This window comes from Lacibacter sp., assembly GCF_057361365.1.
In genome coordinates, this window is the sequence record NZ_JBMQSG010000022.1 from 279,669 (window position 1) to 303,908 (window position 24,240).

The window sequence follows — 24,240 nt, forward strand, 5'->3', positions numbered from 1 at the left end:
AATTGGCCTAAATTTGTGCCGCTTACAAAATTTGTAAAAAGAGGCAAACATGAAGATGAATATCGATACGCCAATTCCTATCATTGACGGAACAACAATTACACGTAAAGAGTTTACGGAAAAATATCTGAGGCCACAGAAACCTGTTATTCTCCGTGGTTTGTGGAAACAATATCCTGCTTATGAAAAGTGGACGATGGATTACTTCAAACAGTCCATGGGCGATATAAAAGTGAAATTATTCAGCACCAAGAAAGCCAATCCTAGCGAAACGCTGAGCGTGGCACATGCTGAAATGAAATTCAACGAATATCTTGATCTCATCGAAAAAGAACCCACCGATCTGCGTTTGTTTTTATTCCCCGTATTTAAACACAAACCTGAGCTGCTGAAAGATTTTGGATATCCTAAGATCACCGGCCGCTATATCAAGATACCGTTCATGTTCTTCGGACCGAAAGATTCCGTTACCCGTATGCACATGGATATTGACATGAGCAATGTGTTTCTCACACAGTTTACAGGCAAACGTCGTGTGGTATTGTTCCCTCCCGATCAAAGCGACTTTTTATATCGTCTGCCATTCAATGTGCATGGTTTGGTTGATATTGATAAACCCGATTTTGAAACTTATCCTGCCATGCAATATGCAAAAGGTTATACCGGTTATCTTGAGTATGGCGATACGTTGTATATGCCAAGCGGTTACTGGCATCATATTGAATATGCAGAAGGCGGTTTTGGGTTATCTGTTCGCACTATTGGTGCAAGTATGGGTACTATCTTGACTGGATTATGGAATGTAACCCTCCAGCGTAAGTTCGATGATATCATGTTTAAGATCCGTGGGCAAAAATGGTTCAACTATAAAAAGCAACTGGCTATGAGGCGTGCAGAAAAAGCGATGCAAAAGATACAAGCCACCGCTTTGCAATAATTGCAGATCATATTCTTGAAGAAGGGCGCTGATGCGCCCTTTTTTATTAGCATTGTTTGAGAAAGAAGGTTATTTTTATCATCACTTCAACCATCCACTATGCCCCGTTACGAAAACGGTAATCTCACAATTACGTACACTATCATCGCTATCAATATTGTTGTGTTTATGATCATGGGCTTACAGGGAGCAGGTGTTTTTGAACCCAATGGCTTAGTTCATCTTCGCTGGGGAAGCAACTATGGCCCGCTTACAACCAGTGGCGACTGGTGGCGTTTGTTAACTGCAAGTTTCCTGCACTTCGGTGTTTTTCATCTGCTGTTTAATATGTATGCCTTTTTTTCGGTTGCTGTATATCTTGAACCGTTGCTGGGCAAATTAGAATATCTCAGTATTTATGTTTGTTCTGCCGTGCTTGCCAGTATTGCAAGTTTGTATTGGCATAACGAACCGGTAAACAGTGCCGGTGCTTCGGGTGCAGTGTTTGGAATGTATGGTGCGTTCCTGGCATTGCTTAGTTTGAAATTGATTCCTGTAAAAACAAACCGCTCTTTCCTGCTCAGCATTTTGCTTTTTCTCTTGTATAACCTCATTTCCGGAATAAGGGGTGGAATTGATTTAGCAGCGCACGCCGGTGGTTTACTTAGCGGTTTGGTAGTTGGATACCTGTTTGCATTTGGTATAAAAAAGCAAATAAAGAAAGCAACATTATGGATGGTGCCAGCGGCTATGCTTGTAACAGCTTTTATTGTCGGATTGTACCTGCAACAAAATAAAGTATCAGCAGAAGATCGTTCTCAGCTTCTTCGTGAAATAAAAAATGATAGTTATCCTGATGTAGAGCAATTTCATAATTTGTATGAACAGTTTGTGGCGGTGCAGCACGATGCCTTACAGATCTATCATGAATATGGCGATAATCTTTCAGGTTTATCAAAACAAACACAGGATCAGTTTATGCTGAAACTGGAGCAGGTAAACAGTCTTGCGGACAGAATGCTGAAACTGAATGTAGGTGATGAAATGAAAGAACAGGCAGCCACAGTAAAGCGTTATGTTGATCTACGCAAAAAGGAAATGGAGCTTACTATAAAAATGTCGGAACAACCTGCTAAAACAGATACACTGAATTTGGCAAGAAACGAGGTAAAGAAAAAAATAGATAAGGAACTGTTGAAGCTTGAATAAAAGTAAATAGGGCGGCCATGGCCGCCCTATTTACTTTGAGTGCAATGTTTATGCTCCTCTTTGTGCACCGCCAACATGCTTGCCGGCATTATTTGAACTTTTTGTGTTCGCCTTACCGCCACCCTTTGGCGCAATAAACATCGATGATTTATTACCTGCAGGTGCGTTCTTCTTTTTATCTTTTTTATTCTTTCCCGTATTAAACAACGACATAACAAAAAATTTTAGTGAGTGATGATCCTGTTGCTGGCAACAGGAATGTGAATATACCAATTCTTTGGTTAGTCAAAAATAAGAGAAGTACAATGAAAAGCTAATATCCTTGTTTATCGGAATCGAAACGCAAATCATAAATCCATCATCCGTAATCAGCAATCTCTTTTACTCTTTCCTCTCCTTCAATCTCTTAGCTTATCTTCGTAGGAATGGTAGAAGTTGGTCAATACAATCGTCTTATCGTAAAACGTTTGAAAGATGCAGGTGCCTATCTTGATGATGGCGCTGAAGGAATACTGTTACCTAAGCGTTTTGTGCCCCGTGGTACAAGAGCCGGTGACGAGCTGACTGTGTTTGTTTATCATGATGGGGAAGACAGGTTGATTGCAACTACACAACATCCTACAGCAGTAGTGGGTGATTTTGCATTGATGAAAGTGGTAGGCACAAGTTCGCATGGTGCTTTTTTAGATTGGGGTTTGATGAAAGATTTGTTTGTTCCCAAGAGCAAACAAATTTCCGCTATGCGTTTAGGTGGTGAATATTTAGTGCATGTGTATATTGATGAACAAACGGGCCGTGCTGCAGCCTCGCAATACATTGAACATTTACTCAGCAATGAAGAACTGACAGTAAAAGAAAAAGATGAAGTGGAACTCATCATCTATCGTCAAACTGAGTTAGGCTGGTCGGTGATCATTAACAAAAAACACATTGGTCTTTTATTCTTTAGTGATGTGTTTCAACCGCTCAACATCGGCGACAAAGTAAACGGCACCATCAAAACCATTCGTGAAGATGGAAAGATCGATGTTACCATTGGTAAGCAAGGTTACCAGCGGGTGGAAGATGAGGCAGAAAAAATTCTGCGCCTGTTAGAAAACAGTAACGGCTATCTTCCCTACCACGATAAAAGCGATCCTGAAGAAATCTACAATTTCTTTGGCATGAGCAAGAAGGCCTTTAAGATGACGATTGGCAAGCTCTACAAAGAGAAGAAAATTGAGTTGACGCAGACGGGTATTAAAAAGGTTGAAGAATAGTTTATAGAATTGTCAATTTAACTGCCTTCAATGTTTTCTGTTGCCCGGTTTTGATCACCAGTACATAGTTCCCAGCCTGTAACCTGTTGCTGAATCGTATTTGCTTTGTTTGTCCGGGATTCCACATTAGCAAATTACTTTCTATCAATCTTCCTTCTGTATTATACAAGAGCCAATGATAGCGACCTGCATCAGTGTTACCGAGATCAATTGTCACCATATTAGAAAGGACAGGATTAGGGAATAATTTAAACCCTTCAATCCTTACTGGTTCATCAACTGAAGTAACAACGCCGGTTTTAAGAAGCACGGTTTGTATGTATGCGTTTTCATCAAGATCGTTTAATTCTACACCTGAATTTCTTGCAGCTAGTCTTCCATTAATAAATACAGGCGAGCCTTGCGACGTATAGGCGAAACTGATAATCGAGTCCTTGTAAATGTCAGAACCAAGCATTGTTTCGTTGAAAGGAGAAGCCACCCTGAATACTTTTTTGGCGACAAAATTTGTGTCGAACTGGACAGTAATAGCATCCGACAAACCAGCGTGTGCAACATTTACCGTGTCAATTAAAACGGGGATAAAACTACTTCCTGAAGCATAAAGCATTTTGTTATACGACTTAATAGTAGTAAATGCAAAGTCGGGTTTGTTCTCATTTTTAGAATATAGAATCCGGTGTTTATAATAGTTTAAAGCCGTGTCAACCCCCAGCATAAAACGAACCTGGCTATTACTGTCAGGAATGATCAGGCTGTTGTTGAAATAAATGGAGTCTTTCGAATTAACTTTTCCAAGTAATAAAAACAGCTTATTACCTACTTGTGCACTTGTTCGGTTAATGCTGTTTAATGGACCAATGGTTGCAGAACCAAGCACACTGGTAAAGTTTGTGTTTGTGGCTAATAAGTATAGCTTACTGTTTATATTCGTTTGTTGTGGGTTGATGATGGAATAATTGAAGGCAGCATTTATTCCATTATTAAAAAGAAACGAATTTCCTGACGAGCCCTGGCTGATGTTGCTTATCCATAGAACTCTGAAGCTTTTGCTTAACGTATCAGCAATAACATCGGTGAGTGACGAGAAAGAGGTATTTGTCGACGCTGAAAACTTAACGGCATCCATAATAGTGCCCGAGGTGTCAATTCGGGCCACATAAATTCCTCCAGCGTTGGTAAATGATTTGCCGGGAACAACAAGGCTGATCGAAGTTGCTGCACTTACTACAGCCATGCTTCCATCAGAAAAAACATCGAACATAGGTGCTGCACTGAAAGGTGGAGGGAGTAGCAATACCTTAAACTTCCCGTTTTTATCAAAGATCAAAAATCCAGTGCTTTGTGGCGGAACAGCATTAATAAAATAAACACTTGTGTCAATACGCATGTAATTGTTTGCACCGCTGTTTCGTGGACCTACTAATGCAAACGAAACATAAATCTGTTCGTTTCTTGATGTAATTTTTTGAATCACAAAATTCGCAAAGCTGTGATTTAATCGCTTATACCAACTCACCTGTTCTTTGTTGTTCATGCCAACAAAAAACAGATCACTTTTTGCCAGGTTGCTTACAATGTTTAGCGAATCGATATCCAGAGCTGTTCTTCCTTTTGCAAGACCAACAATAGCTTTACTGCCGTCAGAAAAATATTTTACATAGTTGGTGGTTTCGCCCCTGTCTGCATTCGTTTTCATTGCCCCGCTTAGTATATTGAGTGAGGTGTCGATTATCCATGGATTCCAGATATTATCTGCCAGGTGTAGAAAATAAAGCTTGCCTTTTTTATTCGTAAAAAAAGCAGGCGTTACAGTGGGGCTTTCATAAGGCGTATGTTCACCCAGCCACACAACTTTGCTTTCACTTAAATCTTTTCTTGTTTTAATCACAAAGCTTTTGCTCGGCTCGGCGATATCAATTTTTTCTTTCAACCCATATACTAAATCAACCTCCAGAGTTTGAGGAGTAATGCCCTTTACAGGCAAAGCATTATTAGCTCCGGTAATGCGGCCACGGAAATAATAATAATTACTATCTGCTGTTGCATGACTTAAACCCACTCTATGAACGAACCCGCCTATTCGCTGAATATTCAAAGGCTTCACCTTGGCCGTTACGAAATTTGTGTCCATCACTACCAGCACACTCTGATCGCCAACGGGGACATTAAAACCATCAACATTATAACTTCCGGTATTACCTGAACCCGCCAGAATCATATACAGGGAGTCGCCTTTTTCAGATATGGCAAACCCATTGTTTTCAATCCATAAGTTATAACCATAGCCTTCCCCATTTGGATTAAGGAGTTTATACTGAAAGTTTGAGAGTGAAGTGTCTGTTTTTATTAGTATTTGATAATTCGAGCGCACAGGAAAATTAATTACTTGCGAAGCAACCTGTATGCTTTCGGTGGTAACTGTGTTCAATAAAAAGATCAATTTGTTGTTTGCAGCAGGTGCAGAACTAATTAAGGTAAATGTAGTTGAGCCCGGCGGTAAAGAACTCAACGTTTTATGCCCTTTAAAATTTCCAGCGGCATCGATAAAAAGAAATAATGTTCTATTTAATGCGGCAGCATCATCTACCAATGATTCTTCGAAGTAAAGTGCATTGGAAATGTTGGAACTTTGTATACCGCTAACATAAAGAATATCTGACGAGGGCATAAGCTTTGGAAACGGGAGAGAGTTTTTTCGCACCCAATTAATTCCGCCTGCGATGGTATCGATCTTTAAAATAAGTGATGTAGGGGTTGTTGAAGAATAAATATTATAGGTGACATCATCAATTTCTGTTGTTTGATAGATCATCATGCTCAAATAGAGTGATCCTTTATGAAACACAAAGCTTGAAAAAAGCTCGGACCCTACGTCTCCAATTTTTTTGCTCCATACTACTTGGCCATCGGCATTCGTCTTTACGACAAATACATCCTCACCTCCATTACTTGTGAAAATTGTTTGATTGTTGATTACAAGTGCACCTTTAAATGTGCCGGCATAATAAATATTCCCGGCACTATCTGTAGCCTGCGCCTGCATTTGCGAGAATGGCTCCTGGTAGCCCAATAGTTGATTCGATAATGTTTGGCTGAAAACTGAAACAGAAATAAAAAAAGTGGCAATAAAAAGGGTCAACTTCTTCATGGAATCGGCTTATGGAATACTAAAAGTAAACCATTCACAAAGAAAAAAATGGATCATGAGATTCAAAAGCTCAACCTGCAACCTGCATTTTTTTTTCTGCAGATTTTAAAAAACTGTACAGTAACACAGTTGTTGAAACGGGCACTCATTTATAATTAAAATCTGCACACTAAGAAAGCGTCAGTCTCAACTCAACTAATCTAAATGCCCGAAAAAAATATTGAAAATTTTAAAAAAAAATTTAGCAACAGTCTTACACCGCTGCCGATTCACACACATAAGTAGGCACAATACCCGTTGCACGAATCCTTGTTTCCGCATCATCGGGCAAAGTGTTACCCGATAGTACAAGTACTGTATCCAATCCGAATTTATTTCCGCCCAGTATATCGGTATGCAAAGTATCGCCCACCATTAAAATATCTTTTTTGCTGATGGGTGTTTTGTTTCGTTCACGCAACATGTCGTAAGCGAACATAAACATCTGCGAATCGGGTTTTCCAAAGCGAATGAATTTTTTGCCGACAATACTTTCAATCATGGTAGCTACACCGCCAATTGCAATTGATACATCGTTACTTCCAGTAACAGGATAAATATGATCGGTATTGGCAACAATGGCAGGAATAGTTCGCTTACGTAAAAGATTCACCGTGCGGTTCAGATCATCAAACCAGTTAAAGCCTTCATCATCCAATAACACTAATGCATTTACTTCATTGATGTTGTATTGCGTGATAGCACTTACGGGCAATGTATGCAACCCTGAACTGTCAATATAATGTGCAGAGCTTTCAGTACCGAGGTAAGCAACAATACCATCATTCACTTTCAGATCAAGATATTCTTTCGCCAGCATGCCCGATGAAATGATACGATCGTGTTGAATAATATCTAATCCTATACGGTGATAACTTTCGGCCAGCTGCATGGGGCTTCTCGACGCATCGTTTGTAACAATAAAATATTCTTTGCCTTGTTGCTCGAGATATTCGAACGTTTTATCCATGCCGGGAATCAAGCCATTATAACTTTTAATTACGCCAAAGGCGTCGAAAAAAATTATTTTGTATTTATCCACCACCGATTTAAAGTCCTGAACCGAAAACATGCCGTTGTTGATTTTAAGTGTATTGCTTGCTGAGTTTCTTAGTCGGTGTTTCTTTTATTTTCAATGCCTTGATCAGTTTATCAGCATCAAAATCACGATCAACTGATGGGAGATAAATATCAAAAGCTTCTGCTCTTAGTTTTTTTGCATACTGTTCGCTGAAAAAATAATTACCGTCTTTGATCACATAATTCAATACAAAAAAGCGATAGCCTTCCTTCAGGAAACGAAGTTCATCAGCCGTTAATGGATTTACCTTATGATATTCTTCAAGGAAGATGATAAAACGATCTTCCATCATGGTGTTGATATAATAGCTGAACACTGTTCTGTCGCCTGCATCACTAACTACCCGACTGAAGAAATAAAAATCCATCATACGGCTGCTCATGCGGAACCAATCATAATCCCAACGTGAATACAACTCGAGTTTGTCGGTAACGGAAAAGTTGCCGATGTTCCAATCGATAAAAACAGGAATCGTTTCAAAGGAGGCAGCATTTGTTTTCAACCGATTCTTTAAAAACAACTCGCAATGGTATTTGATCATGTCGGCCTGTGCCCTTGTGCCAAACTGTTTTTCATCTGCTTCCACCTGCTCCATCAACGTATAAATATCGGTGCGAAGTGTTTTGGATGATTTAGGTAAATTATTCCGAAGCTTCGAACAGGCTTTATGAAATCGTCCGATCTGTTGTCCAAACCTTCGGATCAGCTTTTCATCTAATCGTTTGGGCAATCGTTGCATTACACGAACAGGATTATAAAACACCACCCATGCATCTGTTTTCTTCGTTCGGTAATGATAAGTGTAAACCCGGTTGTTTTTTAATAACGATTTTGCCAGCAGGTTTTCAAAAGGATATAACAGGTTGTTTGAAAGCGTATGAATAATGCGATGATCTTCCTTAAAATGTTCGTATTTACCAAAGAAAGAAAGCTTGGCGATCACAATATCTTCATCTTCGAATGTGATACGGTAAACATGATTGGTACTTACCATTGCACTGATCTCTTCGATATGTGCAATCTTTTTAGTTACATCATATCCTTCCCAGGCTTTATGAATAATTTTTAATGTTTCAGTCATAGTTGTTCTGCAAATTTTGCCACTAAGGCGCTAAGCCGCAAAGATATAAGTCAGGCAACAAGGCACAAGAACCAACATCATAAATCCTGCATCCGAAATCAGACATCCTCCTTTTCTCTTTCTCTCTTTCAACCTCTTAGATAATTTCAAAATATCTCTTCAACTCCCAATCAGTTACCTGTTTATTGAACTGCCTGCATTCCCACAAACGGGTTTTTGTAAAATGCTCCACAAACTCATCGCCAAATAAATCTTTTGCAACAGAAGAATGTTGCATATGGGTTGCTGCTTCTTGTAACGAAGAAGGCAATACACCATTTTCTTTATCGGCATAACCATTTCCTTTTGTTGCAGAAATATTCAACGGCAACTGATGTTTAATACCGTACAAGCCTGAGGCGAGTGAAGCAGCAATGGCTAAATAAGGATTGGTATCGCTGCCGGGCACACGCATTTCAACTCTTGTATTTTTTATAGTTGGATGCAATACACGAACTGCAGTTGTTCTGTTATCAACTCCCCAGGTAAGAGTTGTTGGTGCCCATGCGCCTTCTACCAAACGTTTATAACTGTTGATGGTTGGAGCATACATTGGTAACACATGTGGCAGGCAATAAAGCAACCCTGCAACGTAATGTTTCATGAGCTCACTCATGTTATCTGCATCTGATTCGCTATAAAAAATATTTTCTTTTGTGGCGGGGTTCCAAAGACTTTGATGAATATGCCCGCTGCAACCCGGCAACTGTTCATTCCATTTTGCCATGAACGAAGCCATGATACCATGTTTGTAAGCAATTTCTTTTACCGCCGTTTTAAACAACACCGCTTTATCAGCTGCAGCCAATGTGTTGTCATGTACTATTGCTGCTTCATACACACCCGGACCGGTTTCCGTATGAATACCTTCAATAGGAATATGAAATTTGTTGAGCTGATCAACAAGATCAAAATAAAAATCACTTTGCAACGATGTACGCAACACAGAGTAACCGAACATACCTGTTGTAAAAGGCTCCGGTTGTACAAACTGTTTTTGTTGCAGGCTGTGCGGACTCTCGTTAAAATTGAACCATTCAAACTCCTGCGCAAATTCAGCATGATAGCCAAGATCATCGCATTGTTTTATTATTTTCTTCAACAAGCTGCGACTACAGGCTGCAACATTCGCTTGACTGAAATCGGCTAAAAAGAAAGGAAGATTATTTTGCCAGGGAATGGTACGAAGTGTGGACAGATCAATATGCGCCTGCCTGTCGGGGTAGCCAGTGTGCCAGCCCGTTAGTTGCACGTTATCATAAGCAGCATCTTTACTATCCCAGCCAAACACCACATCACAAAAACCAATGCCGCTTTCCAATGTATCGAGCAATTTTTGCTTACTGATCACTTTGCCACGCAATACGCCATCAATATCAGCAAATGCAAATTTCACCTGTTCGTGATTGTGCTGCTGCAGATAGGCAATCAATTCCTGTTTCGTCATGTAGTTATCGTTTATGCTGTTTACAAAGTTGTAGTTTCTGAAGGGTATTTCAAAGTGAAAAGATTGATACCAAAAGCTTGTGCATAAGGCTGGCCGGGGATTGAAAGTTTGGGAACGTGATTATTATTGATGGAACTGAACTTTCCGGTTTCTTTATACGTAATTAGTGATATGAAATTGTTGCAATACTGCATACTGATCCTTTCCTTTTTTGCCTGCAGTAAGAAAGCGACCAATACTACAGTAACAACACCTCCTTCGTCAACAACAATAAACACATGGCTGGCGCTTGGCGATTCGTATACTATCGGACAAAGCGTGTCAGCAAATGAACGATTTGCAAACCAAACAACAGCACTGCTGTTGCAACAAGGTATACAGGTTCAAACGCCCACATATATTGCCACAACGGGCTGGACGACCACAAACCTTCAGGCATCCGTCAACTCAATCAACCCTGGCAAACACAGCCTAGTGAGTTTATTGATTGGTGTAAACGATCAATACCAGCAACGGGATACAGCAGGTTACCGCCAGCGCTTTACCGGGCTTTTGATAAAAGCCATTGAACTGGCTAACGGAAAAAAACAAAACGTGTTTGTATTATCCATCCCCGATTATAGTGTTACGCCTTTTGCAGCTTCATATGATACTGCACAGATCAGCAAAGAAATTGATTGGTTCAACAACATCAACCTGCAGGTAACACAGCAGTATGGTTGCCCATATCTTGATATTACTCCATCATCACGTGAAGCCCGTTATAACAGTAGTCTCCTTGCATCTGATGGGTTGCACCCTTCAGGCACGGAATATAAACGCTGGGCCGACAAACTTGCCCCCATGGTAGCGCAGGTATTGAAATGATTAAGCATGTAAGCCTCCGTCTTCTTCTCACATCGAAACCATAATGGCTAACTTACATACCAATGAAGTATTTCAGGCACACTCTTCGTTATACTTAAGCATGGCCAGACCAACACATCGTTACAGCACAAGGAAACAAACAGGAGATTCAAAAGCAAAGATCTCCAAAGAAAGTCTTCGTGAAGCACTTATCCTGTTTACTTATTTAAAACCTTACCGTGGCAAGTTCACGCTTGCACTGGTGTTTATTGCAGTATCAGCATTTACCACCAGCCTGTTTCCATTTCTATTGGGAAAAATGATCGACACCGCTTCACCCGGCGCTGATGTTCCCGGCATCAACACTACTTCGCAATTTGGTTTTAATTTAAAAGATATTACGCTCACGTTAAATCAAACATTGCTACTCATTTTTGCACAGCTTAGTTTGCAAACAGTTTTTTCATTCATGCGTGTGTACCTCTTAACGGCAGCAGGAGAAAATTCACTGGCGGATATGCGCAAAGATGTGTACAGCAAACTCCTCACCATGCCCATGAGTTTTTTCACCGAAAAAAGAGTGGGCGAATTAAGCAACCGCATTTCAAGTGATCTTTCGCAGATACAGGATGCCATATCGTTTACGTTGGCTGAATTTCTTCGGGGCGTTTTTACACTCGTCATTGGTTTGTTTTTTATTTTCTGGATCAGTGCAAAACTTGCACTCATCATGTTAGCAGTTGTACCTGTTATTGCAGTGTTAGCAGTTGTGTTTGGTATGCGCATACGTAAGATGGCACGCAAAGCACAGGATCAACTGGCAGATAGCGGCACCATTGTGCAGGAAACATTTCAAGGCATTTCCATTGTAAAAGCATTCACCAGCGAGTTTTATGAAATTGGCCGGTATGTAAAAAGTATTCAATCGGTAGTGGCTACGTCTATCAGCAACTCACGTTATCGTGGTGCGTTTATTTCATTCATGATCTTTAGTGTGTTTGGCAGCATTGCATTTGTGATGTGGGTAGGTGTGGGCATGATCCATTCAGGAGAGCTCACGTTGGGATCACTCACTATGTTTGTTATTTTCTCCATGTTTGTGGGAGGCACATTTGCAGGCTTTGCCGATATGTTTTCGCAATTGCAAAAAACATTAGGCGCCACGCAAAGTGTACGGGAAATTCTAAGATCAGAAGGTGAACCTGTTGCATTAACCGATATTGAAGTGGAACCGCAACATCGCCTGCAGGGAAATGTTCGGTTTGAAAATGTGGCCTTCAGTTATCCCGGTCGTAAAGATGTGCCCGTGTTAAAAGATCTTTCACTGAGTGCAACCAATGGTGAGCAGATCGCTATTGTGGGACCAAGCGGCGCAGGCAAATCAACTATTGCTTCCTTGCTCTTACATTTTTACGAACCCGATCAAGGCACATTGTTTTTCGATGAGCGACCGGCATCATCCTTTCCTCTTTCGCAACTACGCAGGCAAATGGCTTTTGTTCCGCAGGAAGTATTGTTGTTTGGCGGCAGCATTAAAGAAAACATTGCCTATGGTAACCCGCATGCAAGTGAGGAAGAAATTATGGCCGCTGCTAAAAAAGCCAATGCGCATTTATTTATTCAGCAGTTTCCCGAAAAATATGAAACCATCGTGGGTGAAAGAGGAATTAAACTGAGCGGAGGGCAACGCCAACGTATTGCCATTGCACGTGCCATTTTAAAAGACCCGGCTATTTTAATTTTAGATGAAGCCACATCATCACTCGATAGTGAAAGTGAGCAACTGGTACAGGAAGCATTGGATAATCTGATGAAGGGCCGCACTTCATTTGTGATTGCACATCGTCTTTCCACCATACGCAATGCCGATAAAATTGTACTGATCGATAAAGGTATTGTGTCCGAAAGCGGCACGCATGGTCAACTGATGGCACATAATGGTCTTTACCGCAAACTCAACGATATGCAGTTTGAGTTTGGCATTGTTACACAATCGCCCCCCGTGCAGGAAGAAGAAATGGAAGAGGAAGAATAAGGTCGGCCGGGCTTCGACGGTCTGACTACAGCTCGATTATGCGGTGATTACAATCCGCATTCGCCGCATAGATTGCGGCGAATAATAGCTGATGCGGCGAATAAATCGTATATTCACCGCAAAACACGAAATGGCGGTTTATATTCACCAGTTGACCAATTGGCCACAATTTACCTGGGCCGAGGAGCAAATCAGTCCGTTACTGGTTGAAGCACGGAGACGTCAGGATCGCCTTCTTGGTCGCATGCAAGGATTGGGGTTCAACTTTCAAACCGAAGCAAACCTTCAAACTCTTACCCTCGATGTTCTCAAAACCAGTGAAATAGAAGGCGAACAACTCGATGCAGAACAGGTTCGGTCATCAATAGCCAGGCGGCTTGGCATTGACGTTGCCGGTCTTGTGCCAACAGATCGCCATGTTGAAGGCATTGTGGAGATGATGCTGGATGCCACCCAACAATTTTTTCAGCCGCTATCAGAAGAAAGACTATTCCGATGGCACGCTGCTCTGTTTCCCACCGGTTATAGTGGCATGTACAAAGTCAAGGTTGCGTCCTGGCGGGATAATACAAAGGATGATCCCATGCAAGTTGTATCAGGTGCTGCAGGAAAAGAAACAATACACTTCCAGCCTCCTGATGCAGAGCGGTTGCCACATGAAATGAAACAATTTATTCGATGGTTTAATGAGCACACAACTATGGATCCTGTACTCAAAGCCGGGCTGGCACACATGTGGTTTGTAACTGTCCATCCCTTTGATGACGGGAACGGTCGCATTGCCCGTGCCATTGCTGACCTGCAATTGGCCCGGGCCGACGATTCCTCCAAACGTTTTTACAGCATGAGTGCTCAAATAAGAAAAGAGCGCAAAGAATATTATCATGTGCTGGAAACAACACAAAAAGGATCGCTGGATATTACAACATGGCTACGCTGGTTTATCGAATGTTTTAACCGATCCCTGCTGGCAACTGACGAAACGCTTGCGGCCGTACTTCTGAAAGCACGCTTCTGGGATAAATTCAGCAGTACAGAATTAAATCAACGGCAGCGTATGTTGCTGAATAAATTACTCGACGGTTTTGAAGGAAAACTGAATAGTTCCAAATGGGCGAAGATCAGCAAAACCTCATCCGACACAGCATTGAGAGACATCCAGGATCTTCTTCAAAAAAAGATATTAGTAAAAGAAGTTGGTGGAGGCAGAAGTACCAGTTATATATTGAATGAATTTTAAAGCATCGCTTACTTCTATTCAGGTTGAAATTAATGCACCCCTTCCTTACTCCAGTCCAAAACAGTTTTATCGATCTCAAGATCAATATGGCAATCGTTGCAGTTGTTGATGAGCAGGCGGTACGATTCAACCGCAACCGGAAAATTATTTTTCTTTAATGCCTTACGAATATCATTAATGGCGGGCGCTAGTTCTTTGTTGTATGATTGTTTAAAAGGTCTTACCAGTTTGCGGTGTTCATCAAACTTTCCGGTGAGTACCTGCAGGGTACTGTCCATCCCTTCAAGCAACCAGAGGGCATAGCTTGAGTCTTGTTTTCGCAGGTACAATCCAAGGTTGTCGCTGTACATGGCAAGATCGATCATGTTTTCATCCAGGTCTTTATTATTCGCCACTGCATGGTTGCATTGTACAAACAAACAGGCCGAAACCACAATCACACATACTACCAACAGTGCTTTCATAGTATGAAAATAAAAGCTCTGTTTCAAACAGAAAAACAGTGTTGACTTTCTTTTACCGCCTTTCTTTTCTGCACATCATTCAATAAAAACAAACGGCCCTTAAAAAAGAGCCGTTGCGTTATACTATACCTTCTCGATCATCCTTAACTGTTTTTAATAATCCGGAAGTTTGCCATCATACCCATATCCTCGTGTTCTAACTTATGACAATGCAGGAGGTATAAATTATCCATGCCCGTCATATAGTTCGCTTCACTGTCAAAACGAATCAGCACTTCCACTGTTTCTGCATCTTCCAGTAACACCGTGTCTTTCCAACCGGCTTCCCATGGATATAAACGACCACGACCTCCCGTTCTGCTGATCACCTGGAACGAATTACCATGTATATGCACCGGATGGGGAGCATTGCCATTTGTTTTAAAACGCCAGAGTTCTGTTTCGCCAAAGGGCACTTCCCAATCAACACGGTTCATATCAAATTCTTTTCCGTTGATCTTTGTCATACCGTCAAAACTAAACTCCCGTTCACGCACAGGGTTGCTTAATGGAGTAATAGTCGATAAGTTGGGTGATGGAAAAGTATAATCCAGCACATCATTGCCTGTTACACGAAACTCCAGCAGATCCCAGCCGGCTCTTAAATCACGCAACATGAGTTTGCTTCCATCGCTCAATGTCCGGAAATCAACCAATACATCGAGCCTTTCTGCCGGTGCAATATCCATTCTCGTTTGCTCTGTCATCGTAGCTAATAATCCACCATCATTACCTATCAATTTCATGGCAGTTCCATTACCAAGCGCCACGCCGAAAATGCGGCTATTCGCTCCATTGAGAATGCGGAAACGATACACAGCCCTCTTCACTTCAAGGTATGGACTGCGTGTTCCATTTACCATTGGTATCTGCCCGTTAAAACCCCCAGTTGTTGGCTTGTAAGTAAGGTTGCCGTTTTTATCAAGTGTTGCATCACGCAGCACCAATGGAATTTCAAATTCACCAGCCGGTAAATGAAGATTTACTTCTTCTGTATCACGAATAATAAACGCACCCGCCATACCAAGGTTCACCTGTTTACCTGTGAGCATATGCGGATGAGGATGATACCAGTTTAACGCAGCTCTTTGTTGCACCGTGAAGTTGTAATGATGCGAACCTCCTGTGGGTACATGCAACATCGGTCCGCCATCATTCATGTGATCAACGATCATACCATGCCAATGCGTAATGGTTTCCTCCGGGAGATGATTGATCATCGTTATGTCCACATTGCTGCCGCTGGACGCAACCAACGTTCTTGCCGGGTAATCGCCGTTATATGTCCACACATTACTCAGTTTACCGCCCCCAATATCAGTAGTGGCCGTTTTGCAATCGAGCACTTGTCCGTTAGCGGCAACAACAGCCGGCACTTTCAGTGGGTAACGGGTTACAACCACGCCGGGTTTTGCCAATAAAAAATCAGCACGTTCTGCCATAGGTTCAACAATGTCTTTGCGACATGACCACAACACGGTGGCACCCAGTGAAGCAGAGAAAACGGAAACAAAATCTCTACGTTTCATAATTGTAAGTTTAGTATCAGCAATTGCTGCTGTATAAAAAAGGGGGATAGTAAGAGCCGGTAAAATAGAGAGCAATGCGGCACAGGTCAATGAACAAGGTCAAACTGTAATGTGACTGATGTCAGAAAAAAAAGCAGGCATTAACATTTGCCCAACGCTCTTGTGTTGCTTGAAAGGAATAATTAATTTTATTCAGATGCTTCGCTTATTCATCACATCCTTTTTACTCATCATACTGCAGCAATCACATGCACAAAAACTCATGCAGCTGCCGGCCACTATTGATCAGCTGGCCGAACCGCTGCAGGTGAAACAAAAAGCCGGCATCGGTTTTATGCGTTTTGAATTTGGCGCCTATCGTTTGCTCAACAGCAGGAAAGGATGGACCGGCAAAACCAACACAACAGTTGAACGACAGGATATAATCTCCCGGCTTTTATCGAATGTGAAAGAGGTAGAGCAAAGCATAAAAGAACAACGCTCGTTTAAACTTTTACGGAATGATACTGATACAGCCATTGTAAACATGGCTACCGCCAGCACGCTTTATTACAGTCAGCCCAAGAACAACATCTTTGGCCGCAACGAAGGCGATGCAACCTACAACCGGGGCAACACAGATCTTTTCACAACCATCCTCGGGGCCGATACCAGCGACTGGATCTTCAGTACCTCGCAACAGCAAACGGCAGGCATCATCAATGTGTCAAAAGAAGCAATGGGCATACTCACCAACGGTGTGCGTGAAATTGAACTGGTACCGGTCGATCATTATGCCGATGGTAAGAAAGCCATGTATGTACTCGGTTATCTGTTCATGGAAAACAAGGTGCCCATTGCTGCCCTGCAATTGCGTGGCTTACCACTCATGGCGCATAAGCAGATGTTTGTGTGGTTGCCAAAGAACGAAAGCAACCAAATGCAGTTTGTAATTGCCGCTGTTGCAACCGCATTAATGGCTGTGGCGCAAGAATCCGTTGCCGCAGGCGGCTAAGCATTACAACAAACCGGCAATAATAATAAGCAACAAAAAACATCCTTTGCTTGCAATTTGCTGGGGAAAGCCCTACCTTCTCCTGTTGTAACCATATGGCAGATGCCGGTTACAATTCTTCCCTCCCTTCTTCACATCATTTTTTTAAACCCAAAACCAATTGTACATGAAACAGATCTTTGCATTTTTTTGTCTCCTCTTTGTATTCGCCTCCTGCAACAATGGCGGTACCAAAACTGCCGAAACAACAACTACAACAGAAGCACCCGCTGCTGCCGAAGTAACATTGCCTTACACATTGTCATCACCCTACAGAAACTGGAGCATCGGCAGCAACGAAAATGTAGCTGCTGCTATGAACGGGTTAAAAGCGTTTGTTGATAAAGATTTTACCGCACTCGCCGCAATGGTTGGCGACTCTATTGAACTCGATTTTGATAATTACCAGGCAAAACTCAGCCGTGATAGTGCGATGAAGTTTTTTACGGATGCCCGCAACATGTACAAAGAAATTACCATTACCATGCATGATTATGTATCGGTAGTTTCTGCCGATAAAAAAATGGAATGGGTAACACTCTGGTACAAACAAAAATGGGTCGACAACAAAGGTGTCACCGACTCCTCAAATATCATTAACGACATCAGGCTCGAGAATGGAAAGATGGTGGAGCTCGATGAAAAAGTAAGTAGGTTTCAGAAGAAGTAAATGAAACTTGATGTTATAAAAAGCCCTCCGGTTGCGGAGGGCTTTTTTGTGAAGTATCTTTTTTGATACCAGCTTTTGTGCAGGCAAGGCATCACCTGTTGCGTCGCAATCCTTTCAAAGTTCCGTTTTCATGGCAACAGGCCCATTCATACAAACATCATTTACAGGAAAATATTTTTGGATAATGCTATCTATACATCTGCACGCTGCCACAGGGAATCGCAACAACAGGATATTTTAATGGTATTGGGCAACCTCCGGAAGGCTGGTTGGAATAACGGTAGCCTTGGCTGCTGCGTACAACATACCAATTTTCCTGGTGCCAGGCGGGGTTGTAAACATTTGGAGGGTTACCGTTCGCAAACTCTTCTCGTGTAACAAGCACTCTTCCACTGGCATCATAAGTTTTATATTGTGTTACCGAGGGGTTGCCGGCCCCATCCAACGTTACTACTCGCCAATCGCCAACGATATTTGCTTTGTATATCTCAGTTGAATCAATCTCCGGCTTAAACACGCAAGAAAGGTTTTTTGTAAATTCAGTTCCGTCAAGATCTCTCTTAAATCCAAGGTTAATATCAAATGTAAATTCCTGCATTGAAGTCGACGTTACTTTGATCATCCTGTTGCCCCCTGCTAAGGAAGTAGTATAATTGATTCGCCCATCGCTCACAGATTTTATAATAATGTCATCACCCTCTGCAGGAACAATATCTGTAATCAAAGGATGTTTTCCCAGGGACGATACATAAGGTTGATAAGGTTCTTTCAATTTAGAAGTATACTGTGTAGCCTTTGCATAAATCTTCCCCACTTCCTGATCCTCCATTGCTAATTCATTTTCCGCTTCAAAGGCATTGTTTAAATCAGCGTGAAGATTCCTGTCCGTTGTTTTTATATTTCGATATTGAACGTTCATGAAAATCGCCTTTTCCGTGTTGTTGTAAAATTCATTGGCCATTACACGGTACGTGTTAACATCTGTTATATACTCAACGATTCCCGGTAGTGAACCAATAATTTGCACTTGCCTGATCACTGCCTCTCTCAAAAGTATAAAACTGATAAGCGAGCCCGCAAGGATTAATGCCGACACTGGATTTGGCGCCACGAGCAGGGAATACAAACTGCCAGCGATAATTGGTATTTGCACCAGGCAGGCTATTTCAAGTGTCACAAACTTTCTCGCACTGGCCATTAGTCTTTCAGCTGCATCACTTAAGCCCAAACCCTTCGTCAACATGTTTGTTGATTTTCTCAGGCTTGGCGAAAAATCCGAAGGTTTCGGCATAATTCTCTTGAGAATATAGGCGAGCTGTCCTTTATCATTTGCCTGCAATTTCGCAAACTGTTCATCCCACTCCTGTTTTAGCTGGTTAATGATCAACAAGGTTTGTGGCGAAATTTGATAATTACTTCCGGTAATTGTTTTGGTAATAGAATCTATGCAGCTGTTCCGCTTGGTAATAAACTCAGTGATCACTACTTGGGCATCAGCAATGGGCGTATAGTCTCGTACAGTAATTGACAAACTGTTTGAATTCTTGATAGATGGAATCGTTACAGTTGTTTTTCCGGGAGCAATTGCAGGCAAAAAGAAAACATACCCCGAATCACCATCTGCATAAGCTTTAGCTTGTATAGAACCCAGGTTTATCGTTACTTCCTGCTGTGTCAGCTTCTTGTTTAGTTTGATCTTCAGAGCATCACCAGGTAATGCAAATGATGAATCTATCGTAAGGGTGGTGGGTTCTGTAACTTCTTCAACTAATTTTTCTTTTTTCTTGCAGGAGTAAACGATCATCACAAAAAGAGCCAATAACAAATAAATGCAACGCTTCATAACGCAGAGTTTTGGGTACAGCAATTTATTTCATAATCTGTTCCCCGGCAATACCGCCAAAGGAGTATTTTCCCCGTCCCCTCTCTGATACAATTCGTGGCCTCTTCTATACGTCAAACAAACATGAGTGCAGCGAATGCTCTTCCAACTTAAAACTTAGAACTTAAAACTTGCAACCTTCATCTGCATTAAGCACGCCGCATTAAGCATTAAGCACTCCGCATTAAGCACTCCGCATTAAGCTTTCCGCCTTCGTATCTTTATCACATGTGTTACTACAACCAATGCAAAGTCACACGTGCCGAATACATACGCCTCATGGCCATCGAAAAAGAGATCAAAAATCTTCTCTTTTTAAATCGTCCTGTGCAAAGCGGTTTCGATTACAGCGATTGGCCCGTCATTGTCCCCATACATAACGGAACGGATATCGACATCCAACTCATGCATTGGGAATACATACCTCCATCCATTCACGATGCCGATGAATTAATAGCAGCACGCAAAAACTTCACCTGGCTCAATGCAAAAGGAGAAAATATCTTTGTCAATGAAAAAGGCCGTGAGTCCATGTATAAAGAAGGTGCCGAATCAGGACGTATTCTGGCATTATCTACCGGCTTCTATGAATGGCGGCACATCCCTAAGATCGGCAAACGTGGCCAGCCCTTAAAAGAAACAGAAAAGATTCCCTATTACATTACTGTTGAGGGTAATGATGAATACTTTTTCATGGCAGGTGTTTCCCGTGTATGGCACAATGTCGAAATGAACCAAAACGCACCCACCTTCAGCATCGTCACAACAGAAGCAAATGAGCTCATGCAAAAAGTTCATAACACAAAACGAAGAATGCCACTCATCCTTCCGGCCGAACTCGCCTGGGAATGGATACAAAAAGACACACCATTGGAGCGTGTCGCAGAGCTGGCAAAGTATCAACTACCCACTGCAAAAATGAAAGCATGGCCCGTCGCAAAAAACTTTTTACATAGCGAAACACCTGGAAAGGAGTTTCAATATGATCATCTTCCACCCCTATGAACATCAGCGATACTTTCCATATCGAAGTCACCACACCCAAAGGAAAATTCCGCATGGAAGTAGAGCATTATTACGGCAGCCCGCAGGTCCAACGCTTTAAGATCAAGGGAAAAAACGATCGTCACATCTTAATGGAAAAACGCCTGGAACTAAAACGCCAGCCTTGGAAAGTAACCAAGGTTGATATCAGCACCGGCAACTACCAGGAAGCTGCCATGGCTTTAAGAGATATGCAGGATGCCATCGACAACTACTTAAATCGCCACAACCAAAAACCGGCCTTTAACGTCAAGCCATATAAAAGATAAAAGCGTAATGCTTACTTTTTTTGCCAGTCTTTGAAAATGATCTTCATCAATGCTCTCGAAAGTTCGTTAAAGCTGTTGGGTTTTTGCAGAAAGTAAGCTGCACCCAGTTGCAATGCATTCATCATATCTTCTTTTTCATACGAAGTTGAATAGACAATCACGGGGATCTCTTTAAGCGTATCATCGTTCTTTAGTTCAATTAAGCATTCCTTCCCGCTCATCTTGGGCATATTCAGATCAAGAAATAGCAAGTCGGGTAACAACAGGCCATCCCTGAGTTGATGAAGTGCGTCTTCCCCGTTGCAGGCCATTTGAAAAGTAAAATGTTCATCAATTTCCAGCAATGCATTTACAAACAATTCCTGGTCATCTGCATCATCGTCAACAATAAAAAAACGTTTGACCAATCTCACCATAAATATTAAAAATATTAAACATACAACATTTTAGCCAGGTACAAAATGGAATCATTTCAATGCTCATGAAGTTTAGGGGATTGCTGGTCTTGCAGCAGTTCATTTCCGCCGCTCATCTGCGCCCTCGCCTGCAACCACAGCATAAGTGTAGCGCAGAGTCCAGCAACTACAGAAATTCAGAACCCTTGAACTCCGGAACCACGGAATTATAGAATTAAAGAACTAAGGAACTACACAACAATGATCAGGGAGGTAAGAAAAAAACATATTACAATAGCATGGCATCATTTTTTAAGCATATCGATTGCAGAAATAAAAAAATTGCAATGCCTAAGAAGTTAATGAAAATTGCCAGCTATAATGTTAACGGCGTCAACGGCCGCTTGCCCGTGCTTCTTCGCTGGTTAAAAGAATCATCGCCCGATATTGTTTGCTTACAGGAGTTAAAAGCTCCCGATGAAAAGTTTCCGCAAAAGGCCATTGCAGATGCAGGGTATAAAGCCATCTGGCACGGACAAAAAGCATGGAACGGCGTAGCCATTCTTGCCAGGAAGACTTACGACCTGCAGGAAGTGGGTAAAGGTTTGCCCGGTGATCCACTCGATTTACAGAGCAGGTATATAGAAGCCATAGTGAACGGTCTTCTGATCTGTAACCTCTATCTGCCAAATGGCAATCCTGCTCCGGGGCCAAAGTTTGATTATAAATTGGCCTGGTTTAAGCGCCTTCAAAAAAGAGCAAAGAGTTTGTTGAAATCAGGAATGCCGGTGATTTTGTTGGGCGATTTTAATGTCATTCCTACCGATCTTGATGCCCGCAAACCCGAAAGCTGGGTCAAGGATGCGTTGTTCTTCCCGGAATCAAAAAAAGCTTATGCGGCCCTGCTGAAACAGGGATGGGTCGACAGCTTAAGAGTATTATATCCCGGGGAAAAGTTGTTTACCTTCTGGGATTATTTCCGCAACGCTTTTGCAAGGGATGCAGGCATACGTATCGATCATATTCTCTTAAGCCCTGCATTGAAAAAAAACCTGGTCTCGGGAAATGTCGACCGTCAGGTGAGGGGTTGGGAAAAAACCAGCGACCATGCGCCGGTTTGGATCGGGTTGAAACGTTAGGTCATTTTCCTTCGCACCGAAATATGATCCCTTCTACTTCAAAACTCCAGAACTTCATAACAAACCAACTGTCGTCTGCCCGGAGTCTTCCTTAGGAGACTTCGGGATTCAATTATCTGTGTTCATTCATCTCCATCCGTGGTTTTATTCGTGTCAATTCGTGTAATTCGTGGTTAAACTATTCGTCATGGCCCTCACTAATAGTCTCATCAGTAGTCCTATAACGTGACTCAAACACAAATACAACCTCCCTTATTCAACCTAGCATTGCATCTATGAAATCAACACAACCCCTCGAAATCTTCTTAATGAATGATCAACCTTTCACCTGCCCTCATTGCGGAGCACGATGTGAAACGCTTGCAGATTTTTATCACACAAATGCGAAAACGTTTATACAGGCTTGCCTAAAAAGCGATTGCACTTTTACAGTCTTTGAAGAAGAAAATAATGATTGAAGAATCGAATTAGTAAGGAGCTATTTTTAGCCTTATAACATTGTGCTTCGATGCTTTTCTAAATAGAAGTCGTTACCCTGAGTTAATTTTCTTATGTGCTCAGTACCACTCACGCCAATTAAATGTAAGTCTGTTTTTCTCAACGTGTCAGAAAGAATAATTTTTCCTTTGCTGTCAAAAGAGATAAGCTTTTGATCAAACAATGCATCATATGTGGGAGATAGAAGTATGCCATTATCTACATCTAATCTCTCTTCATTTGTAGCATCTTTCCACGGTAAAATATGCGAAGCAATAAGAATTTCTTTTTTTGTGTATTCTGTAACAGCACATTTAAATTCCCAGCGAAACAAAATACTTTTTCTATACGCTCCTTGTCCCACTCTTGATTTCACAAGTCCTCTCCTTTCGGTTACATCGGGAATATTAATCCCGTATGCGGCTTGCTCATCTTGCACAACATTAAGCTTAAGTTGATCCGAAGGAATCAGTAAGTGCTTACCAACTCGTTTAAAGAAAAACTTAATGGCAGTTCGTTCTTTACCCTCTCTGTCAGGTCCCTGAAAAAAGTCAAAATCTACAAGCTCTAATTCTGCATCAAAACGCACCAATCCTTTCGCAACATAAATAAACAAGAAAATCCTTCGGCCATTCTTTAGATGATCTTTAAGAGCTAAGTTTCCTCTTATAAACGACATATCATTCACTTGCCCTTCACCTGTATAAGAAAAGATATCATCATTCTCCCATTGATCTTTATATCCATGTTGATGACCGGCGTCTCCAGAGAAAATAAAAATATAAGGCACACTTGCAGAAGGAGATATACCACTTTGTCTCGACCCTCCATATTCGTCATGAATAGCAGTGCGTTTATAAATCTGGTTTAATATAAAGGGGGTTGTCTTCAATGTGGCCTATAATCATACAATATAGCTAAAAGACAGATTACCGAAGTTTCTGCCTTCATTATGA

Annotated in this window: 21 protein-coding genes; 11 read left to right on the forward strand and 10 right to left on the reverse strand. The window is 41.6% G+C overall.

The features are described 5' to 3' along the window. Positions 1 to 49 precede the first annotated feature (49 nt). On the forward strand, positions 50 to 937 hold the full coding sequence (locus ACO1QW_RS19555) for a cupin-like domain-containing protein (RefSeq protein ID WP_486261070.1): 888 nt from the start codon (positions 50 to 52) through the stop codon (positions 935 to 937). A 99-nt stretch (positions 938 to 1,036) separates the two neighbouring features. Next, positions 1,037 to 2,125 carry a rhomboid family intramembrane serine protease gene (locus ACO1QW_RS19560; protein WP_486261071.1) on the forward strand — a complete coding sequence of 363 codons (1,089 nt, stop codon included), beginning with the start codon at positions 1,037 to 1,039 and terminating at the stop codon, positions 2,123 to 2,125. A 48-nt stretch (positions 2,126 to 2,173) separates the two neighbouring features. Here ACO1QW_RS19560 and ACO1QW_RS19565 read toward each other — a convergent pair whose 3' ends face one another. After that, on the reverse strand, positions 2,174 to 2,338 hold the full coding sequence (locus ACO1QW_RS19565; RefSeq protein ID WP_486261072.1) for a hypothetical protein: 165 nt from the start codon (positions 2,336 to 2,338) through the stop codon (positions 2,174 to 2,176). A 212-nt stretch (positions 2,339 to 2,550) separates the two neighbouring features. Between ACO1QW_RS19565 and ACO1QW_RS19570 the strand changes: the two genes are divergently transcribed. Then, positions 2,551 to 3,384 carry a CvfB family protein gene (locus tag ACO1QW_RS19570; RefSeq protein ID WP_486261073.1) on the forward strand — a complete coding sequence of 278 codons (834 nt, stop codon included), beginning with the start codon at positions 2,551 to 2,553 and terminating at the stop codon, positions 3,382 to 3,384. A gap of 1 nt (position 3,385) precedes the next feature. On the opposite strand, the gene ACO1QW_RS19575 is transcribed toward ACO1QW_RS19570, so the two are convergent. From ACO1QW_RS19575 to ACO1QW_RS19590, 4 genes are all read right to left on the reverse strand, one after another. After that, positions 3,386 to 6,535 carry a T9SS type A sorting domain-containing protein gene (locus ACO1QW_RS19575; RefSeq protein ID WP_486261074.1) on the reverse strand — a complete coding sequence of 1,050 codons (3,150 nt, stop codon included), beginning with the start codon at positions 6,533 to 6,535 and terminating at the stop codon, positions 3,386 to 3,388. Between the two features lie 253 nt (positions 6,536 to 6,788). Continuing rightward, positions 6,789 to 7,646 (reverse strand): HAD-IIA family hydrolase, encoded by an 858-nt coding sequence (locus ACO1QW_RS19580; protein ID WP_486261075.1) that lies wholly within the window; start codon positions 7,644 to 7,646, stop codon positions 6,789 to 6,791. 13 nt (positions 7,647 to 7,659) lie between these two features. Then, positions 7,660 to 8,736 (reverse strand): hypothetical protein, encoded by a 1,077-nt coding sequence (locus ACO1QW_RS19585; RefSeq protein WP_486261076.1) that lies wholly within the window; start codon positions 8,734 to 8,736, stop codon positions 7,660 to 7,662. Positions 8,737 to 8,872: 136 nt separating this feature from the next. Beyond that, positions 8,873 to 10,222: a glutamine synthetase family protein gene (locus ACO1QW_RS19590; RefSeq protein WP_486261077.1), complete on the reverse strand. Its 1,350-nt coding sequence runs from the start codon at positions 10,220 to 10,222 to the stop codon at positions 8,873 to 8,875. Between the two features lie 171 nt (positions 10,223 to 10,393). On the opposite strand from ACO1QW_RS19590, the gene ACO1QW_RS19595 reads away from it, so the two are divergent. The 3 genes from ACO1QW_RS19595 to ACO1QW_RS19605 all read left to right on the forward strand — a co-directional run bounded on the left by ACO1QW_RS19595 (position 10,394) and on the right by ACO1QW_RS19605 (position 14,343). After that, a complete protein-coding gene (locus ACO1QW_RS19595; RefSeq protein WP_486261078.1) occupies positions 10,394 to 11,089 on the forward strand; it encodes an SGNH/GDSL hydrolase family protein in 696 nt (231 codons plus the stop codon). 43 nt (positions 11,090 to 11,132) lie between these two features. Then, positions 11,133 to 13,103, forward strand: coding sequence for an ABC transporter ATP-binding protein (locus tag ACO1QW_RS19600; protein ID WP_486261079.1), 1,971 nt, complete (start codon positions 11,133 to 11,135; stop codon positions 13,101 to 13,103). 130 nt (positions 13,104 to 13,233) lie between these two features. Then, the gene (locus ACO1QW_RS19605; RefSeq protein WP_486261080.1) at positions 13,234 to 14,343 is read left to right on the forward strand and encodes a Fic family protein; all 1,110 of its coding nucleotides are present in this window, start codon (positions 13,234 to 13,236) and stop codon (positions 14,341 to 14,343) included. A 29-nt stretch (positions 14,344 to 14,372) separates the two neighbouring features. On the opposite strand, the gene ACO1QW_RS19610 is transcribed toward ACO1QW_RS19605, so the two are convergent. Both ACO1QW_RS19610 and ACO1QW_RS19615 read right to left on the reverse strand, forming a co-directional pair. Then, positions 14,373 to 14,807, reverse strand: a complete 435-nt coding sequence (locus tag ACO1QW_RS19610; RefSeq protein ID WP_486261081.1) for a hypothetical protein — start codon at positions 14,805 to 14,807, stop codon at positions 14,373 to 14,375. A gap of 143 nt (positions 14,808 to 14,950) precedes the next feature. Beyond that, positions 14,951 to 16,375, reverse strand: coding sequence for a multicopper oxidase family protein (locus ACO1QW_RS19615; RefSeq protein ID WP_486261082.1), 1,425 nt, complete (start codon positions 16,373 to 16,375; stop codon positions 14,951 to 14,953). 196 nt (positions 16,376 to 16,571) lie between these two features. Between ACO1QW_RS19615 and ACO1QW_RS19620 the strand changes: the two genes are divergently transcribed. Both ACO1QW_RS19620 and ACO1QW_RS19625 read left to right on the forward strand, forming a co-directional pair. After that, complete coding sequence (locus ACO1QW_RS19620; protein ID WP_486261083.1) at positions 16,572 to 17,369, forward strand: hypothetical protein; 798 nt, start codon at positions 16,572 to 16,574, stop codon at positions 17,367 to 17,369. A 166-nt stretch (positions 17,370 to 17,535) separates the two neighbouring features. After that, positions 17,536 to 18,078: a hypothetical protein gene (locus ACO1QW_RS19625; RefSeq protein WP_486261084.1), complete on the forward strand. Its 543-nt coding sequence runs from the start codon at positions 17,536 to 17,538 to the stop codon at positions 18,076 to 18,078. Positions 18,079 to 18,265: 187 nt separating this feature from the next. On the opposite strand, the gene ACO1QW_RS19630 is transcribed toward ACO1QW_RS19625, so the two are convergent. Then, on the reverse strand, positions 18,266 to 19,921 hold the full coding sequence (locus tag ACO1QW_RS19630) for a hypothetical protein (protein ID WP_486261085.1): 1,656 nt from the start codon (positions 19,919 to 19,921) through the stop codon (positions 18,266 to 18,268). A 318-nt stretch (positions 19,922 to 20,239) separates the two neighbouring features. Here ACO1QW_RS19630 and ACO1QW_RS19635 point away from each other — a divergent pair, with 318 nt between their 5' ends. Together ACO1QW_RS19635 and ACO1QW_RS19640 are read left to right on the forward strand one after the other, a co-directional pair. After that, the gene (locus ACO1QW_RS19635) at positions 20,240 to 20,965 is read left to right on the forward strand and encodes an SOS response-associated peptidase (protein ID WP_486261086.1); all 726 of its coding nucleotides are present in this window, start codon (positions 20,240 to 20,242) and stop codon (positions 20,963 to 20,965) included. Next, complete coding sequence (locus ACO1QW_RS19640; RefSeq protein ID WP_486261087.1) at positions 20,962 to 21,273, forward strand: hypothetical protein; 312 nt, start codon at positions 20,962 to 20,964, stop codon at positions 21,271 to 21,273. Before ACO1QW_RS19635 ends, ACO1QW_RS19640 begins: the two co-directional genes overlap by 4 nt. A gap of 11 nt (positions 21,274 to 21,284) precedes the next feature. Here the strand turns inward: ACO1QW_RS19640 and ACO1QW_RS19645 are convergent, their stop codons facing one another. Beyond that, positions 21,285 to 21,689 carry a response regulator gene (locus ACO1QW_RS19645; protein WP_486261088.1) on the reverse strand — a complete coding sequence of 135 codons (405 nt, stop codon included), beginning with the start codon at positions 21,687 to 21,689 and terminating at the stop codon, positions 21,285 to 21,287. 326 nt (positions 21,690 to 22,015) lie between these two features. Here ACO1QW_RS19645 and xth point away from each other — a divergent pair, with 326 nt between their 5' ends. Further along, entirely contained in the window at positions 22,016 to 22,807 is a 792-nt protein-coding gene (gene xth, locus ACO1QW_RS19650; protein WP_486261089.1) for an exodeoxyribonuclease III, read from the forward strand. Between the two features lie 490 nt (positions 22,808 to 23,297). Here xth and ACO1QW_RS19655 read toward each other — a convergent pair whose 3' ends face one another. Further along, entirely contained in the window at positions 23,298 to 24,176 is an 879-nt protein-coding gene (locus tag ACO1QW_RS19655; protein ID WP_486261090.1) for an HNH endonuclease, read from the reverse strand. Positions 24,177 to 24,240: the final 64 nt, after the last annotated feature.